This is a genomic window from Rhodanobacter sp. A1T4, assembly GCF_014207185.1.
Lineage (GTDB): Bacteria > Pseudomonadota > Gammaproteobacteria > Xanthomonadales > Rhodanobacteraceae > Rhodanobacter.
The window spans coordinates 262263-278127 of the sequence record NZ_JACHCP010000008.1 but is presented as its reverse complement, the minus strand read 5'-3'; the positions used below and the strand labels follow the sequence as shown (position 1 = coordinate 278127).

The following is a 15865-nucleotide window of genomic DNA, read 5'->3' as shown; positions in this document are numbered from 1 at the left end:
GTCAGTGGGGGCCTGTCGGCCGAACTCCGTCATGGTTGGACGGCCAGCCTCGACGGTACCTATGCTCACGCCAGCCACGAAAACGATCGCGGCGTAAAAGCCCAGGTCGCGTTGGCGTTCTGATCGAGGATCGGCCGGCCGATTCCCAGCCTACTGCACGTCAGTAGTGCCCTCGCTTTCGGCGAGGGCACGAAGTCCACACCCAGAAAATGCTCAGCGCCTGGCTTGTGTGGCCATGCGTGCGGCTAGACCGACCAGTACGGTACCCATCAGCCAGCGTTGCACTAATAACCAGCCAGAACGGTGCGCGAAGAACGCGGCGATAGAACCGGCTGTCAGGGATATCAAGGCATTCGTGGCTACGCTGATCCCGATCTGCACAAATCCGAGAGTGAGCGATTGCGTCAGAACGCCGCCTTGGCCCGGGCTGATGAATTGGGGTAGCAGCGACAGATACAGAACCGCGATCTTGGGGTTCAACAGATTAGTAAGAAAGCCCATGGCAAACAGCTTGCTGGGACGATCCAGCGGCAGGTCACGCACCTGGAAGGGCGAGTGCCCACCGGGCCTGACTGCTTGCCATGCAAGGTACAGAAGATACGCGGCACCACCCAGTCTCAGTGTGTCATAAGCGTAAGGCACCGTCAGCAGCAAGGCGGTCACGCCAAACGCCGCGCATAGCATGTAGAACACAAAACCCAGAGCGACACCACCGAGGGAAATCAGGCCTGCTGTAGGACCTTGGGAGATTGATCGAGAGATCAGATAGAGCATGTTCGGCCCTGGCGTCAGCGCCAAGCCAAAGGCGACCAGAGCAAAAGCAAACACATTAGACCAGACAGGCATGGGCACATCCTCTTGTTGGCGGAAGTGCCCAGGCGCGCGGCATAGGTAGACTCGCATTTCACGACGGTAATCCGTCTCGAGGCGCCAGTAGTGCGAGTGGCGGTGAACATGGCATACCGCCTCTTGGGCAGTCAAGACGGCGCTTTGAAACGGCGCTCGCACCCTTTGTGGAATCGGTCTATGCCAGGCGCTCCAGCTGCACTATGCCGTTCGGTCAGATCGCACTGTGCGATCTCGGGTGCGTCCAGACTCAGATGCCGATAATCGACGATAAATGCCGCAGTGAAGTGAGCGTGTCATTGTCTTGATGCCCACGAAGCCTGCTCTTTGCACGAAGCAGGGGAGGGAGCAGACATCTTGCCGCTGCTTGCTCTGCCAGCTAGTGTCGCTGCATTGCCAATGACGTGAGCGCATGAGCGACACACCTACCACTATCCTCGTCGCCGACGATCATCCGATGTTTCGCTCGGCGGTCGTGCACGCGTTGCACGCCGCCATGGACGGATGCAGCGTATTGGAGGCTTCGAGTCAGAGCACGCTTGAATCCTGCCTCGCCATAACGCCGGAGATCGATCTCGTGCTGCTGGATTTGACGATGCCCGGCGCCATCGGCTTTTCATCGCTGCTGTGGCTGCGTGCCGAGCGATCGGATTTGCCGGTGATCGTGATTTCTTCCTACGACCGGCCGCGCACCGTACGTCGTGCGCAGCAGTTCGGCGCGGCGGGCTTCGTGCCCAAGGCCGCGCCGGTGGTGGATCTGAACAAGGCTGTGCAGCGCGTGCTTGAGGGCGGACTGTGGTTCGAATCGACGCGCGCGGAACGTAGCGAGCAGGATGCGGCGCTGGCAGCACGCTTTGCCAAGCTTACGCCGCAGCAATTCCGTGTACTGATGCTGATGGCGGAAGGGCTGCTCAACAAGCAGATCGCCGATCGGCTTGGCTTGGCCGAAAACACCGTGAAGATTCACGTGACGGCCGTGCTATCCAAGCTCGAATGCCGTTCACGTACGCAGGCGGCAGTGCTGGTGAAGTCGCTCGATCTGGAAGAGGGCGACGCCGCCTCATGATGCGCGCGCCGGTTCGGTAAGCAGCAACTGCGTCATCATGGCGCGCAGGCGTGCTGGCGACAGCGGCAGATTCGTGGTGTGCACACCGGCTTGCAGTAGCGCATTCCGAAGCCCAGCTTCATCCTTGCCGAGAAAAGCGATAATCGGCGGCCTGTGACCGTCTTGCTCAAGCTGCAGCAACGCGAGGATGGGTTCCCATTGTCCATCCACCAGGATCAGATCCGGTGCAGCCAAGGATTCTGCCGTTGCCAGGGCTTCGTCGGCTTTTGTCCATTCCGACACTTTGCATTCCCAGCTTTGCAATAGCGCCGCTGCTTTCTGTCGCAAGTGAGCATTTTCCTGGATAAGCCAGATAGTGCGGTTTTTCAGCAGCGAATCGTCGCTGCCGTCATCGTGATCCGTGGGCGTTGCGAGCGCTGGCTGCGCAAGTTCGACCGAAATGCCGAACATGCTGCCTTGGCCCGGCCATGAACGGACCTGCAGCGTATGGCCGAGCAGATTCGCAATGCGTTCGACGATGGAAAGCCCCAAGCCTGCGCTGCGCTCATCCGCGTCGACGGTCGTATCGAGGCGCCGGAATTCCTGGAAAATGATGTCACGCCGATCTTCCGGTATGCCGATGCCGGTATCCCATACTTCGATGCGAAGCGTGCTTCCGTTGCGACGACAGCCGAGCAGGATGCGTCCATGCGGCGTGTAATGCAGCGCATTGGAGAGGAAATTTTGCACGGTCCGTTGCAACAGCACGGGATTGCTGCGTACCCATGCCGAGGTGTTGACGAACGACAGGCGCAATCCCTTGGCCTGCGTCAGGATGCCGAACTGGCCAGCCAGCTCCTGCAGCAGCGGCGATAACGCGAACGTTTTGAGATCCGGCGTGATGGCGCCCGCATCCAGCCGGGCAAGGTCGAGCATGCTCGTCAGCTGACTGTCCAGCGCCTGAAGCGAACGCTCGATGCGTTCCACCATCGCCGTCTCCGTGTCTGTTTTTTTCAACGAGCCGGCAAACAGTCTCGCGGCGTTCAACGGCTGTAGCAGATCGTGTACGGCAGCTGCGACATAACGGGTCTTATTGCGGTTGGCCCGTTCGGCCTCCGCCTTGGCGGAGCGCAGATCCTGCGTGCTTTCCTCAATGCGGTGTTCGAGTGTATTGGTCAGCGTACGCAGTTCCCGCGCGGCTTCTCTATAGAGCGCGATGTCCGCATAGCTGGTGACGAAGCCGCCACCGGGCAGCGGCCTGCCGCGTATCTCCAGCAGGCTGCCATCGGGGCGTTCGCGTTCGACCATATGCGGGCTGCCACGACGTAAATAATTCAAGCGACGCTGGATAGTTTCTTCCAGGTCGCCGGGCCCGAGCAGGCCGCGTTTGGCGTTGTAACGGAACAGTTCTTCCACCGGCTGGCCGGGCTTCAGCAGCGTCTCCGGATAACCGAGCAACTCGGTGTACCGAGCATTCCACGCAACGAGGCGAAGTTGCGCATCGATCACGCTGACGCCTTGCGGCAGGCGATCCAACATTTCAGGATGGCCAGCCATGGCTTGCAGCGCGGCATGCACCAGGCTGTCTTCCTCTGAGCGCAAGGCGCTGGCGTAATGCGAAATCAACCGCTCCAGATCGTGCCGACTGCGTTTATGCAACTGTGCCGTGCGTACACGTTGCTGCACAAACAGAGCAAGCAGGATAAGCAAGAGCCAGATGCTCAGCGTGAAAAATCCAGCGCGATAGGCAGCAGTCGTCGCAGGGTGCGCATCGCGCAGCAGGTGCAGCGTCCATTGTTGTGTCGGAAGCTGCATGGACTGCCAGACCACTTCATGCGGCATACCGGGACGATCGACCTGCACTAACCGCCCATTCGATCCGAGCTCGCTTGATAGACGAACCGCCGTAGGTGGCAACAGGTTGTTGCCGTATTGGCGGGTTTGCGCGAGCGTCGCTCTGGCGCTCGGATCGAGTGGCTGCAGCGGACGATATATCCATGCCCTCTGATTGCTGAGAAAGACGACGCCGTGCACATCGCTCAACAGCACAGTGTCGCCGCTGCTCACCCATTCCTGTTCCAGCGTATCGAGTGGAATCTTGATCACGATGACACCGACGCGTTGCCCTCGGTCGTCGCTCAGGGCTTCGGCAATGAAATACCCGGGCAGGTTGGTGGAGATACCGATGCCATAGAACGTGCCCCGGCCTTGCTGCATCGCTTCCTGGAAATAGGGGCGAAACGTGTAATCGAGGCCCACGTTGCTGGAAGGTGTATCCCAGTTGCTTGCCGCAATGGCGACGCCTCGGCGATCGATCAGCGTCAGTGTGGAGACGTGCGTGGCGCCGTTAGCCTGCGTCAGCTTTCGATTGAGCACGGCGATGTCTGCCGTGGAAGCAGGAGATGACAGGGCGTGACGCAATTCGGGATCGAGCGCCAGCACCGTAGGCAGCACGCGATAGCGATCCACCAGGCGTTGCAGAGCGAGTGCGCGGATCTGCAACTGATCCAAGGCCTGCACGGAAAGCTGCTCCAGCGCGCGTTGCCTCGCGTACCAGGCCGCCACCCAGGTGGTGGCAGCGATGGCGGCGACTAGCGCGGCGAGCAGTCCGATTTTGAGTGCTTTGGGGTGATGCCCAGGCATAGAAGTTCAACGTCGCCGGTCGCATGCATGAGCACATGCTAAGGCAGAAACCCCGCGCGTGCGGCGGCTAGCCGGAAAGTATTAGTCCCATGGTGTTATTCATCGCGATGCCAGTCAGCGGCATGCTGCGCCCCGGGGACAACCAAGAACACGTTGATGAATAGCGCGCCGATACTCGTGACCGTCGGCAGCCGTCGTAGCCTGGGGAGAGTTCGATATGCAAAGAGCACGGTACAAAATCAATACATTGGCGCTTGCCCTGATGCTGGCATGCGCGCCGGTATGGGCCGCTACCGAATCCGGCACGCCGGACAGTCTGACGATGGACGGCATCACGCTGTACGGCACCATCGATATCGGAGTGGCCTATCAGAGCCATGGCAGTTCGTTCAGCGATGCCGCCGCCACTAACGTCAACAACTTCCTGATCAAGGCCAGCAACAATCCCAACACGTCGCTGGCTTCCAATGGCATGAGCATTTCCACCATCGGCATCAAAGGTCGCGAGCCTTTGGGGGCAGGATGGTGGGGGGTGTTCCAATTGGACACCGGCTTTCTGCCTGCGTCGGGTACGCTGATCGACGGCCCGCGCTCGCTGGCCGTAAACAATGGCGTCCCCCTGGCGCAGCAGAAGTCATGGGGCGATTCGACGCGTGCGGGCCAGACGCTCAACGGCAGGGCGTTCCTTGGTGTCGAGTCGCCTGGCTACGGCACGCTCACCTTCGGTCGCCAGAGTACGCTGCTCAACGATGAGGTGTGCAAATACGATCCGTTGAGCTGTTCGCTGGCGTTTTCGTACGTCGGTTTCTTCGGCGCCACCGCCGGCACTGGCGATACTGAGGACCGCTTGCTCGACGGCACGCTGAAATACACGCTCTCGGAAGGGATGTTTCACGGCGGCGCGATGTATCAGTTCGGCAACGCCAGAGAGTTGTCCAGCTCCAGAGGTACCGCTTATCAGGTGGATCTGGGGCTAGCGCAGGGGCCCTGGTCAGTCGATGCTGTGTTGGCGCACAAGAACGATGCCATTTCGGTGAGCACGCCATTGACTGCTGCGCAGGTTGAAGCGCTGACCACGCCGGGTTCGTCCACTTATGGTCTGCCAGTCGACCAGACGGTGCCAGGTACCGTATCGGACAATACGTCTTATACCTTCCTGGGCGAATACGATGCGGGCAGAGCGAAGTTCTTCGGCGCCTACGAGCACATTCGCTATGTCAATCCGTCCACGCCGCTACCGATCGGCAGTCAGACGATCGGCGGCTATTTCATCGTCACCAATAACGATGCGTTTCCGCGCCAAAAAATACTTAAGATCGCATGGGTGGGCATGCGCTACGCACTGACGCCTTCGCTCGATCTGTTCGGTGCGTATTACCGCGCCATGCAGAGCAGCTACGCGAAAGTCTCATGTTCGGATAGCAGCTCAGCGCAGTGCAGTGGGCATTACAACGCCTTGTCGCTGGTACTCGATCAACACTTTGGCAAGCACTTCGACGTGTACGGCGGCGTGCAATGGTCCAGGGTTTATGACGGCATGGGTAGCGGCTATTTGCAAACGGGTTCATTCGATCCGTCGATTGGTGTGCGCATTATTTTCTAATGCCGAACGTTGCCGTGGTGATGGTTTTATTCGGCAGCATTTTGTTCAACAACATTTTGTTTGAAATCAGGCAGGTAGTTCAATGGCTTCTGTACAAGACACCGATATCGCGCGAGCGCGCAACACCGTCATCGCCGCGTTCCTGGGCTGGACACTGGACGCGTTCGACTTCTTCATTCTGATTTTTACGTTTGATGAAGTCGCCAAGACGTTTGGTGTAAGCATCACCAGCATTACGCTGGCGATCACTTTGACGCTTGCCTCGCGTGCGGTGGGCGCCTTCGTGTTCGGCCGCATGGCGGACCGTTACGGACGCAAGCCGACCTTGATGCTGGTGATTGTTCTCTACTCGCTGTTCGAGTTCGTCAGTGGCCTGGCGTGGTCGTACGTGTCGTTCCTGGTGATCCGCACGTTGTTCGGCATCGCGATGGGCGGCGAGTGGGGCGTGGGCAGCTCACTGGTGATGGAGACGATCCCGAGTCGCTGGCGTGGTTGGGTCTCCGGCTTGCTGCAGGCGGGTTATCCGACCGGCTATTTCCTGGCCACGCTGTTGTTCGGATTTTTCTATTCGCACCTCGGCTGGCGCGGCATGTTCTTTGTAGGAGCAGCGCCGGCATTGCTGGTGTTCTTCATCAACGCCAAGATCCACGAAAGTCCGGCGTTCGAGGCCATGAAGCAGCGGCCCAAGGTTTCGTTGTTGCAGATCGTGAAGGCGAACGCAAAGCTGACGGTCTATGCGATCGCCATGATGACGGCCTTCAATTTCTTCTCGCACGGCACGCAGGACATCTACCCCAAGCTCTTTCTCGGCAAGCAGCTCGGCCTGCCGCACGCGACGCTCACGAATATCGTCTTGGTCTACAACGTCGCGGCGATCCTGGGCGGATTGTTCTTCGGCATGCTGAGCCAGAAGATCGGTCGGCGCCGCGCAATCATGCTGGCCTGTGTGATTGCGTTGCTGGCAGTGTATCCGTGGTCACACAGCAGGGATGTATACATGCTGTGTGCGGCAGCGTTCGTCATGCAGTTCGGCGTGCAGGGTGCATGGGGCGTGGTGCCGGCGCATCTCAATGAACTGTCGCCGGCGGAAATTCGCGGCACGTTCCCGGGCGTCGTTTATCAGCTCGGCAATTTCCTGGCGGCGATCAATCCCGTGCTGCAGGCGGAGATCGCGCAGCGACATGGGCAGGATTATGGTTACGCGTTGTTGGTGGTAGTGACCTCGGTTGCCGTGGCGTTGATTCTCTTGATGGCATTCGGTCCGGAGGCACGAGGTGTGGCTATGGCGAGCGGACGCGTGGATGACTCGTCCTTGCCGAAGGATGCCGCCGCGATCGGGAAATCGTATTGAGCCACTACGCTGTTATTCTGGCGAAACCCGCCATCCGGAAGACTCACGATAACCCTTCTTTATCGTGAGTAATTCAACGGGGCCTGCGGGAGGCGAATCCAAGATTCTGATTCATGACCAAGGGCATCACCCACGAGCAAGTGCTGCTCAGAACCGTGGCGCTTTGCCCATTCGATAAGACAAGCACGACATGGCGACATCGCACGAAGAATTGCAGCAGCATCTGGTGTTCCGTCGGAAATTTTGGTGCCGAACCGGTGTGTGCCGGAAGTCAGGGTGACAAATAGCGGTGTCGCAGATGCTTGTTCCAAGCGTAGGCTAGGTGATCGATCTTTGGGAAACGGCCACATGATTTATCCTTCGCGTCCGTTGCTGGCTGTTGCCTTGACGACTGTGCTATTCGCTGCCAACGCAAGTCAGGCAAACGTCACGATTCCCTTCGACTTCTCGAAACACGCCATTGCCTTGAACGTGATGGTCAAGGGAGTGCCGCTCTACGTTCTACTGGATACCGGCGTCGACCCTTCAGTCATCGACATTAAACGCGCCGATGCGCTCGCACTGCCGGTGGATCGCAAGACAAGCGGGCAGGCTGACGGTGAGGGTACGGGCAAGACGACTGTATTCCCGGCAACGATCAAGGACCTCGAGATCGGTGGTCACGCCTTCGGTGACGTGGAGACGCTGGCTGCGGACATGGGAACGCTTTCGAAAACCTATGGACGCACTGTCGATGCAGTCCTGGGTTACAGCTTCCTGAAGGACAAGGTTGTGCTTATCGACTATCCGGCGAGCACCGTCACGGTCTTCTCCGGCGCGAAGGAGGCCGAAACATTCGTCCGGCAGTGCAAAAAGCATTACGGCACACCACTACATTCATTTGCCGATGAGCAGATACCGGTGATTCCGGACTTCCATCTTGGCGATGCAAAGGTGCCGATTACGCTGGACACCGGCTCCAACCGAGGCATCGCGCTGTATCAAGCGGCGTTGAATGTGAAAGGCGTACGTAGCGCGCTGAAAGTCACGGGCAAGGCCCAAGGTGCTGGTGCGCGCGGCACTTTCACCAGTGATACCGCCACCTTGAACGTCCCGGTCGGCCTGGGACCCTTCCAGTTGCCGGCTGGCGAAACCGTTGTGATCATGTCGACCAAGGGTTCGACCGACTCGCGCATGGCGAACATTGGCAACATGACGTTCGCAGCAATGAAAGTGAAGCTCTTGCTCGACTACCCGGCAAAGCAGGTTTCTTTCTATGGCGACTGCGCTCCCTGAGCCAACGCCAGCGAACAAAGCTATGGCCTCGCGCCGACCGGTTCATTGTCGTTAGGCGTGGCACCCGGATGTCCCTGCGCTCAGCAGGCTTTATCGCCAACGGGAAGGTCAGTAGATGATTTGTAACATCTCGAGCTCCGACACAATTACTTGCCGTTGGCACCAGGATCGAACGCAGACAACACTGTGGCAACGATCGCGAGCGTATGTGCTCTCATTTGCTTGGGGTTCTTAGCCTCAGGTAATTGAAGGGCCGCTTCGCAAAGCATGCTGGCGATCATCCAGCCAGCTAATTTCGGATCGGGAACCTCAAATCGACCTGCCTTGTGCCGGGCCATCAGAGCAGCAACCATCGCACCGAAGACAGTAGCGTCTTCGATCTCTCGGCAACGCGCTGCGCCCAATACGGCTGGCGCGTCCTCGATGACAAGCCGGCGATAAGATGGTTCGACGCAGACATCCAAGAAAGCGGCGGCAGCCACCCCCAAGCGCATGTCGCTGTTCGCACTTTCAGCCACAGCGGATGCCACCTTGGCAAGCGCCCCGTCCTGGAGGCGATCGAATCTCGTTGAGAGACGGAAAGACCTACGAAGGGCAGGTCTACTGGGACACTCGCGGCGTGGCCGAAAAGGTCGCTCAAGCGGTCAGTGAAGCACAAGCCAAGGTGGCGCAGACAACCGAAAAATCGACTTGAACATGCAAGAGAACAGACGCAGTTGATCATGGTCGATGGGGCTGCGACTGAGGTTTACCGCTTTTTGTGCAAGGGATAGCGAAAGGGCGGCCAAGAGATATTTGGTCTTACCCTCCATGGGGTATTGAAGCAGCGATAAAGATCGCTCGCGATCAACACCTGTTCAAAGGAATGATTCGTTACCAAAGCTGTCACGCAACGGTAGCTAAGGTCACGAGAGCGGTGCAACGCTTTTGGTGCGTTGCCAATGAAGGAGAAGCTGATGCACAAGATTCCCACTGGTACGTGGGTCATCGTCGCCGATGGCACTCATGCCCGCTTGTTTCACAATGTCGGCAAAGGAGACGCGCTTCGCCTGATGCAGGAAGACATCATGAAGTTCGAAGTCACGGACGAACAAGGACAAGGTCCCTCGGGCCATCGCCCTCCCGAGGAAAGCCCCGAGCAGAACGATGAGGCAACCTTTGCCAAGCAGCTTGTACATCGCCTCAATGCCGCCGCATTAAAGCAAGAGTTCGAGCATCTGTTCTTGATTGCCGACCCCAAGACGTTGGGCGAGGTCCGGCCGCAGCTACATGCCGAGACAACCAAACGCATCACTGGCGAACTGGCAAAGACACTCACCAACTCGACCTTGGAAGATATCGAGAAAATCCTGAAAGCGAACGAGTAGCCAAGACGCACAGCCGTCACCACCGCCAGCTATGCCTGACGGTGCTGATGGCTGTGGCCAGAGCAGTTATCGCGTATGAGAAATATCCGATCGTCAGCCAGTTCCACATCAGAGTGACTCGGAATTGCGCGGACGCTCCATCCCGAAGCATTGAGTCGACTTATGACCATCACGCTCGAAAGTAACTATCGTCTGCTCGTCGAGTCCATCGTCGATTACGCCATCTACATGCTCGACGCGAGCGGACATGTGGTCAGCTGGAATCTCGGGGCGGAACGTTTCAAAGGCTACAAAGCAGCGGAGATCATTGGTAAGCACTTCGAACGGTTTTACACGGAAGAAGACCGGGCCGCAGGTGTACCGGCCTTGGCTCTCGAACGTGCGTTAGTGGATGGCCGATTTGAAAGCGAAGGATGGCGAGTACGCAAGGATGGATCCCGTTTTTGGGCGCATGTTCTGATCGACCCTATTAAGGACGATGCCGGAAAACTCCTTGGATTCGCCAAAGTCACGCGTGATCTGACCGAGCGGAGGTCAGCGGAGGAAACCCTGCGTGACAATCAGGCGCAATTCAAGATGCTTATTCAAGGCGTGACGGATTACGCGATTTACATGCTGGATACGACGGGTCATGTCTCAAGCTGGAATACGGGGGCTGAACGAATCAAAGGTTACACGCCGGACGAAATCATAGGCGAGCATTTCTCGTGCTTTTACACGGAAGAAGACCGTGGAAATGGTGAGCCGCAAAAAAATCTCCGACTTGCCTCGTCTGAAGGTCGAGTCGAGAGTGAGGGGTGGCGAGTGCGCAAGGACGGTAGCCGGTTCTGGGCGCACGTCCTTGTCGACCGTATTTTAGACGAGCAAGGCAAGCTGGCCGGCTTTGCCAAGGTTACGCGCGACGTCACCGAGCAGCGCAAGGCTGCAGAGGAACTTGATCGTGCTCGTGAAGCCCTGTTTCAGTCCCAAAAGCTCGAGTCCATAGGCCAATTGACCGGCGGCGTTGCCCACGATTTCAACAATCTCCTGATGGCGATTACGGCGAGTCTTGAACTCCTTAGCAGCCGCGTTCCAGATGACCCTAAAATTCATACCCTCATAGGGCATGCCAAGGCCGGCGCACTTCGTGGTGCGGCACTAACCCAGCGCATGCTTTCTTTTGCCAGAAGACAGGAGCTTCGCCCGGTATCAGTGAACCTGATTGAACTCGTGCACGGCATGTCAGACATGCTGCAACGATCCCTGGGTTCCCATATCACCATCACGACTACTTTCCCCTTGGTCCTAAAGCCGGTCTTCGTGGATCACAACCAGCTAGAACTCGCCTTGATGAACCTGCTGGTGAATGCGCGTGACGCTATGCCTGGCGGCGGCCCGATAACGATCTCAGCCCTGCAGGAAACGGTCGATCTAAGCCACTTCACGAAGCTGCCCAGGGGCGAGTTCATCAAACTGATGGTTGCCGACAAGGGGGAGGGCATGGATGAGACAACGTTAGCCCGTGCGACCGAACCTTTCTTCACCACCAAGGGTGTTGGAAAAGGAACGGGGCTCGGCTTATCCATGGTCCATGGACTTGCTGAGCAATCCGGAGGACGTTTGATTGTCCAGAGCAAAAGAGGCGAGGGGACGCAAATTGAAATATGGCTGCCGGTGGCATTAAATTCTGCAACGAAAATTCTTGAAGGAGAGCAGGCGTCTCCTACTACAAATGCGTCGATATCCAGATCACTCGACATCTTGGCCATCGATGACGACACGCTCGTACTTGCGACTATGTGTGCGCAGCTCGAAGAGCTCGGACATCACGTCGCGCAATCAAATTCAGCTGAGCAAGCGCTTAAAACACTTCAGTCAGGACAACATTTCGACTTAGTCATAAGCGATCATGCGATGCCCATGATGACCGGCTCCCAGTTTGCAAAACACGCTAGAACGATTCGTCCCGAGCTGCCAATCATCATTGCCAGCGGCTACGCAGAATTGCCGAGCGATTTTGAATTAGAGTTGCCAAGACTCAAAAAGCCCTATTCGCAGAGGGACCTTGCCTTGGCCATCGGAGACGCGACATCAGCCGTCGGGAAACACGGACGCGTTTAACCAAAAACTTGTTTGCCTATGAGCGTATTCAATTTCGATCATGGGAGATCCTCTTTGTTTATTCCTGGCGATTGAGCGGAGCGCCAGAAATAAACAAAGATTCCCGTCGACATGGACTTGAAGATCACGAAGACGATCCGTCGACTACATCGATGACTCTACAAGCCCAGAGTTTGCGTGATCACTGCGATCCTTTCACCACGAAGTGCGCGTCTTGATTTTGGCGAAGCGCTGCCAACTCGAAATGCTGCTTTATCGCATCCGCCCAGATCTGCGCGATCAGCTTGTACACCTCTTCGGTAGGATGAGCGCCATCGCTGGTCGTTGTGCAGAACGCTGCCAACTGGTTCCTCGGTGGTGCACCGTAGCGGACCTCGATCCCCGTCGGCTGTTTTTCCTGGGTGAGTCCGTAGGAACTCAGGTTCCTACAGACGTGATCCATCGGCGTGTACACGTCGACGATGGCTGCCGGATTTCTGGGGAAATTCGCATTGATCTCTTTGGCAAGTTCATGGCCAAAATTCAAGGACCCTTCCGTAAAGCCAAGCACTTTATCGGTCGCTTCCTGCCCGAGGTAGCGCACCGCGGTTTGAGGATTTGGTAGGTTACCGAACAGGAACGCAGCGTTACTGTCGATCGCGACGATCTGCTGGCAGATCTCGCTCAGCTGGCGCGCGACCGCTTTCATGTCTGCCGGATCACGCCCATTTGTCACCAGGTCGTTCAAGCCGAACCAGATCAGATAGAGCCCAACGCCAGGCGTCGGGTCGTGTGCCTTCAGGTCGTTGCTGTAGCGTTCGAATTGTTCCTTGAAGGTTCCCAGGCCAGCACCCCAACGATCCGACCCTCCCATCGCGCCCCCTTCTGCGTAATTCGCGTAATAAAGTGGATCATCGTCCAATGCCTCGTTGTTGCTGCTTTGGCTCCATTTCAAATGAAAAGCCGCGGCGGCCTCGGACGTCGTCTTGTCGACGCGGATCAGTGGCTGGCCACCAGCCCATTCCCAGATAAAGTCGGTCCAGTTCCGGTTGTCGCTATATCGATTGACCTGGTTGGTACGCATCAATCCAAAGAGCGAAGCGAATTGCCCGGCAACGGTCTTCCGCTTGACGCCGATATCAGAAAGACTGTCTCCGAAGATGATGAGTCTTTTAACCCTGGTGGTCATGGCACGTATCCTTTAGTAATTCATCGTGGTTGAACAAGGCTGAGTAAAGCCCCTCGTGAGAGTTCCAAAGCTTGCCCACGTCCCTGCGCAAAGCGTCCGTCCATGGCGCGCACTATCGCGGCAGCGTGGCAACGCTCACATCGGGAAATTCCTGATTCGCGTGATTGCTTTTTCCGAGGAGGTTGGAAGGGCAGGAGCGGGAAACTGCGACCGTGCTCACGTGGTTGGAAACGGCCGTGGTTTTAGCAGGGCACTTGGCCAACGAACACTGCGCGCGCGCTAAAACCATGGAGCAGCAACTTACTCGGATGGACGGTCTTCCCGCCGCACTGCTTGTGGCTCAGCAGACCAGACCCTACAGGTGGCCACCCAACGTGAAGCAGCGTTGCGCGCCAAAATTGGATGGCCTGACTGCGGACGCGAAGATCAAGCTTGCGGCCAGGAAAAAAGCCACGGTGCGCATCGAGAACGAACTAGCTGGGTTTTCACTACAGATCCGATGCAAAAAAATGCTATGTTGAATCGTCTGGCGTAAGTTTTGAACGCAGCAAGAGGCCGCGATTGTGGAGCAGAAGATTCGTCAGGCGCGGACGGCGCAAGCTATTCGCTTTGGCGTCTATGAGGTCGATCTTGAAGCAGGGGAGCTGCGCAAGAGAGGCGTTAAAGTCAGCTTGCAGGAGCAGCCGTTCCAGGTTCTGGCCCTACTCATAGCACACCCGGGGCAACTGCTGACGCGAGAAGCACTGCAAAAGCAACTCTGGCCCGAAGATGCCTTGGTGGATTTTGACCTTGGGCTCAACACAGCCGTTAAGAAGATCCGTACTGCTCTCGAAGACTCAGCCGAGAACCCACGATTTGTCGAAACGCTGCCTAGACGCGGTTATCGTTTCATTGCCCCTGTACAGGAGATCAAGCGAGACGTCGGTAGCGTTGTGCCGACTGTGTCGGAGTCCCTATCGCGCCCACTGCATGACGAAGTGACAGCGCAAGTTTCGACGACTGGCAGTCGAATCCCCAAGACTGCATCGGTAGAAGAAGATCTCCTGCTGCCTCCAACGGTTGTGGTTCGGCATGAACATTCGGCGAGCAAACAGAACGCCAAGCAGTCGGAACTGGAGAGTAAGGAAAGTGCGCCTGTAGGGGACGAGTCGGTCCCTGACTTCGTACGGCCTGCAATGACTCTTCGACCCGGTCGGCAGAAGAAGTATGGGTATTACTGGGTGCTTATTCTGGTTCTCGTGATAGTCGCCGGTTTCCTTGTTGGACAAGGGGAGACCGAAAAACGACATCTCTCATCTGGCCAGAACCTTCCAAAGAGAGGTGCCTATGTCTATAGGACGACGACCAAGCCAAATGAATCAGCCGCTATAGGCATTGGAGGTTACGACCTCAAGTCCCCAAACGATCAGGTCTTTGCCTTTGACTATGATCACAACGGCAAATTGGATCATCTTGTGCTCTTCCGGCCTGGTGTCGGGCGTATATGGATTGTGGAGAACTCGGGTGGAACCTTCGGTCCGGTATACGAAGGCGATGGGATAGGGGGCTACGACCTCAAGTCCCCGCATGATCGGGTCTTTGCTTTCGACTACGATCACAGCGGCAAGTTGGATCATCTGGTGATCTATCGGCCGGGTACCGAGATTCTGTGGATTGTGAAAAATAACGGCAGAGGCACCTTTACGCCGGTGTACAAGCACGCGCAAAGCGATACAGCTCTCTGGAGTAGAGCTCACGATCAACTGTCCACCGCCGACCAGGTCTTTGCCTTTGACTACGATCACAGTGGCAAACTGGATCATCTGGTGCTCTACCGGCCTGGTTTGGAGATCATTACGATCTTGAAGAACTCCGGCGGAAGCTTGACTCCGGTATATACGCAGCATGTTGCAAGCGGCCAGATCGATGACAACGGTCCTCAGCCTTTCACCGATCAGGCTTTTGCTTTTGACTACGACCACAGCGGCAAGTTGGATTATCTCGTGCTCTACCAGCCTGGCACCGGGACCTTCTCGATTTTGAAGAACTCCGGCGAGGCGCTCACCCCGGTATATACAAGCAGCGGCATCGGAGGCTACGACCTCAAGTCCACGAATGATCGGGCCTTCGCCTTCGATTATGGTCAGAGCGGCAAGTTGGATTATTTGCTTCTATACCGCCCTGGTACCGGCCTGCTGTCGATTCTCAAGAACTCGGGCGGAACCTTTACCCCAATATCTGAGGGAATCGGAGTGAAGGGATACGATCTTAAGTCCCCTCATGATCGAGCTTTTGCTTTCGACTACGATCACAGTGGAAAGCTGGATCATCTCGTGTTCTACCGTCCCGGCACGGGGGACGTTCTCATTTCATATTTCCCACGCCAACGGTAGAGCCTGGGGCTCAGTCGGATAGGGCGTGCACGGCTGCGACACGACCGGTCGGATCATCACTCGGGCTGATGCGATGCCGGGTGCCTCGACTGCTG

The 15865-nt window shown here is 57.2% G+C and carries 11 protein-coding genes and 1 riboswitch; of the genes, 7 read left to right on the top strand and 4 right to left on the bottom strand.

Annotated features, from left to right (window positions below; translation table 11 throughout):
• Window positions 1-213: 213 nt before the first annotated feature.
• A complete protein-coding gene (locus tag HDE80_RS17240) occupies window positions 214-846 on the bottom strand; it encodes a LysE family translocator (protein WP_184672946.1) in 633 nt (210 codons plus the stop codon).
• Window positions 847-865: 19 nt separating this feature from the next.
• A riboswitch (ZMP/ZTP riboswitch) is annotated at window positions 866-948 on the bottom strand.
• Between the two features lie 310 nt (window positions 949-1258).
• Here HDE80_RS17240 and HDE80_RS17235 point away from each other — a divergent pair.
• A complete protein-coding gene (locus HDE80_RS17235) occupies window positions 1259-1912 on the top strand; it encodes a response regulator transcription factor (RefSeq protein ID WP_184672944.1) in 654 nt (217 codons plus the stop codon).
• Here HDE80_RS17235 and HDE80_RS17230 read toward each other — a convergent pair.
• Complete coding sequence (locus tag HDE80_RS17230; RefSeq protein ID WP_184672942.1) at window positions 1907-4534, bottom strand: PAS-domain containing protein; 2628 nt, start codon at window positions 4532-4534, stop codon at window positions 1907-1909. The genes HDE80_RS17235 and HDE80_RS17230 overlap by 6 nt on opposite strands.
• A 217-nt stretch (window positions 4535-4751) precedes the next feature.
• Here HDE80_RS17230 and HDE80_RS17225 point away from each other — a divergent pair, with 217 nt between their 5' ends.
• The 3 genes from HDE80_RS17225 (at window position 4752) to HDE80_RS17215 (ending at window position 8763) form a co-directional block, all read left to right on the top strand.
• Complete coding sequence (locus HDE80_RS17225; RefSeq protein ID WP_184672940.1) at window positions 4752-6137, top strand: porin; 1386 nt, start codon at window positions 4752-4754, stop codon at window positions 6135-6137.
• A gap of 82 nt (window positions 6138-6219) precedes the next feature.
• Window positions 6220-7488, top strand: coding sequence for an MFS transporter (locus HDE80_RS17220; protein WP_184672938.1), 1269 nt, complete (start codon window positions 6220-6222; stop codon window positions 7486-7488).
• 348 nt (window positions 7489-7836) lie between these two features.
• Window positions 7837-8763, top strand: coding sequence for a retropepsin-like aspartic protease (locus HDE80_RS17215; protein ID WP_184605260.1), 927 nt, complete (start codon window positions 7837-7839; stop codon window positions 8761-8763).
• 146 nt (window positions 8764-8909) lie between these two features.
• Here HDE80_RS17215 and HDE80_RS17210 read toward each other — a convergent pair whose 3' ends face one another.
• Complete coding sequence (locus HDE80_RS17210) at window positions 8910-9281, bottom strand: hypothetical protein (RefSeq protein ID WP_184672936.1); 372 nt, start codon at window positions 9279-9281, stop codon at window positions 8910-8912.
• 423 nt (window positions 9282-9704) lie between these two features.
• On the opposite strand from HDE80_RS17210, the gene HDE80_RS17205 reads away from it, so the two are divergent.
• Both HDE80_RS17205 and HDE80_RS17200 read left to right on the top strand, forming a co-directional pair.
• Window positions 9705-10130 (top strand): host attachment family protein, encoded by a 426-nt coding sequence (locus HDE80_RS17205; protein WP_343206018.1) that lies wholly within the window; start codon window positions 9705-9707, stop codon window positions 10128-10130.
• A 162-nt stretch (window positions 10131-10292) separates the two neighbouring features.
• The gene (locus tag HDE80_RS17200; protein ID WP_184672934.1) at window positions 10293-12230 is read left to right on the top strand and encodes a PAS domain-containing sensor histidine kinase; all 1938 of its coding nucleotides are present in this window, start codon (window positions 10293-10295) and stop codon (window positions 12228-12230) included.
• 181 nt (window positions 12231-12411) lie between these two features.
• Here HDE80_RS17200 and HDE80_RS17195 read toward each other — a convergent pair whose 3' ends face one another.
• On the bottom strand, window positions 12412-13398 hold the full coding sequence (locus tag HDE80_RS17195) for an SGNH/GDSL hydrolase family protein (protein WP_184672932.1): 987 nt from the start codon (window positions 13396-13398) through the stop codon (window positions 12412-12414).
• A gap of 563 nt (window positions 13399-13961) precedes the next feature.
• Here HDE80_RS17195 and HDE80_RS17190 point away from each other — a divergent pair.
• Window positions 13962-15770: a winged helix-turn-helix domain-containing protein gene (locus HDE80_RS17190; protein WP_221437676.1), complete on the top strand. Its 1809-nt coding sequence runs from the start codon at window positions 13962-13964 to the stop codon at window positions 15768-15770.
• Window positions 15771-15865 lie beyond the last annotated feature (95 nt).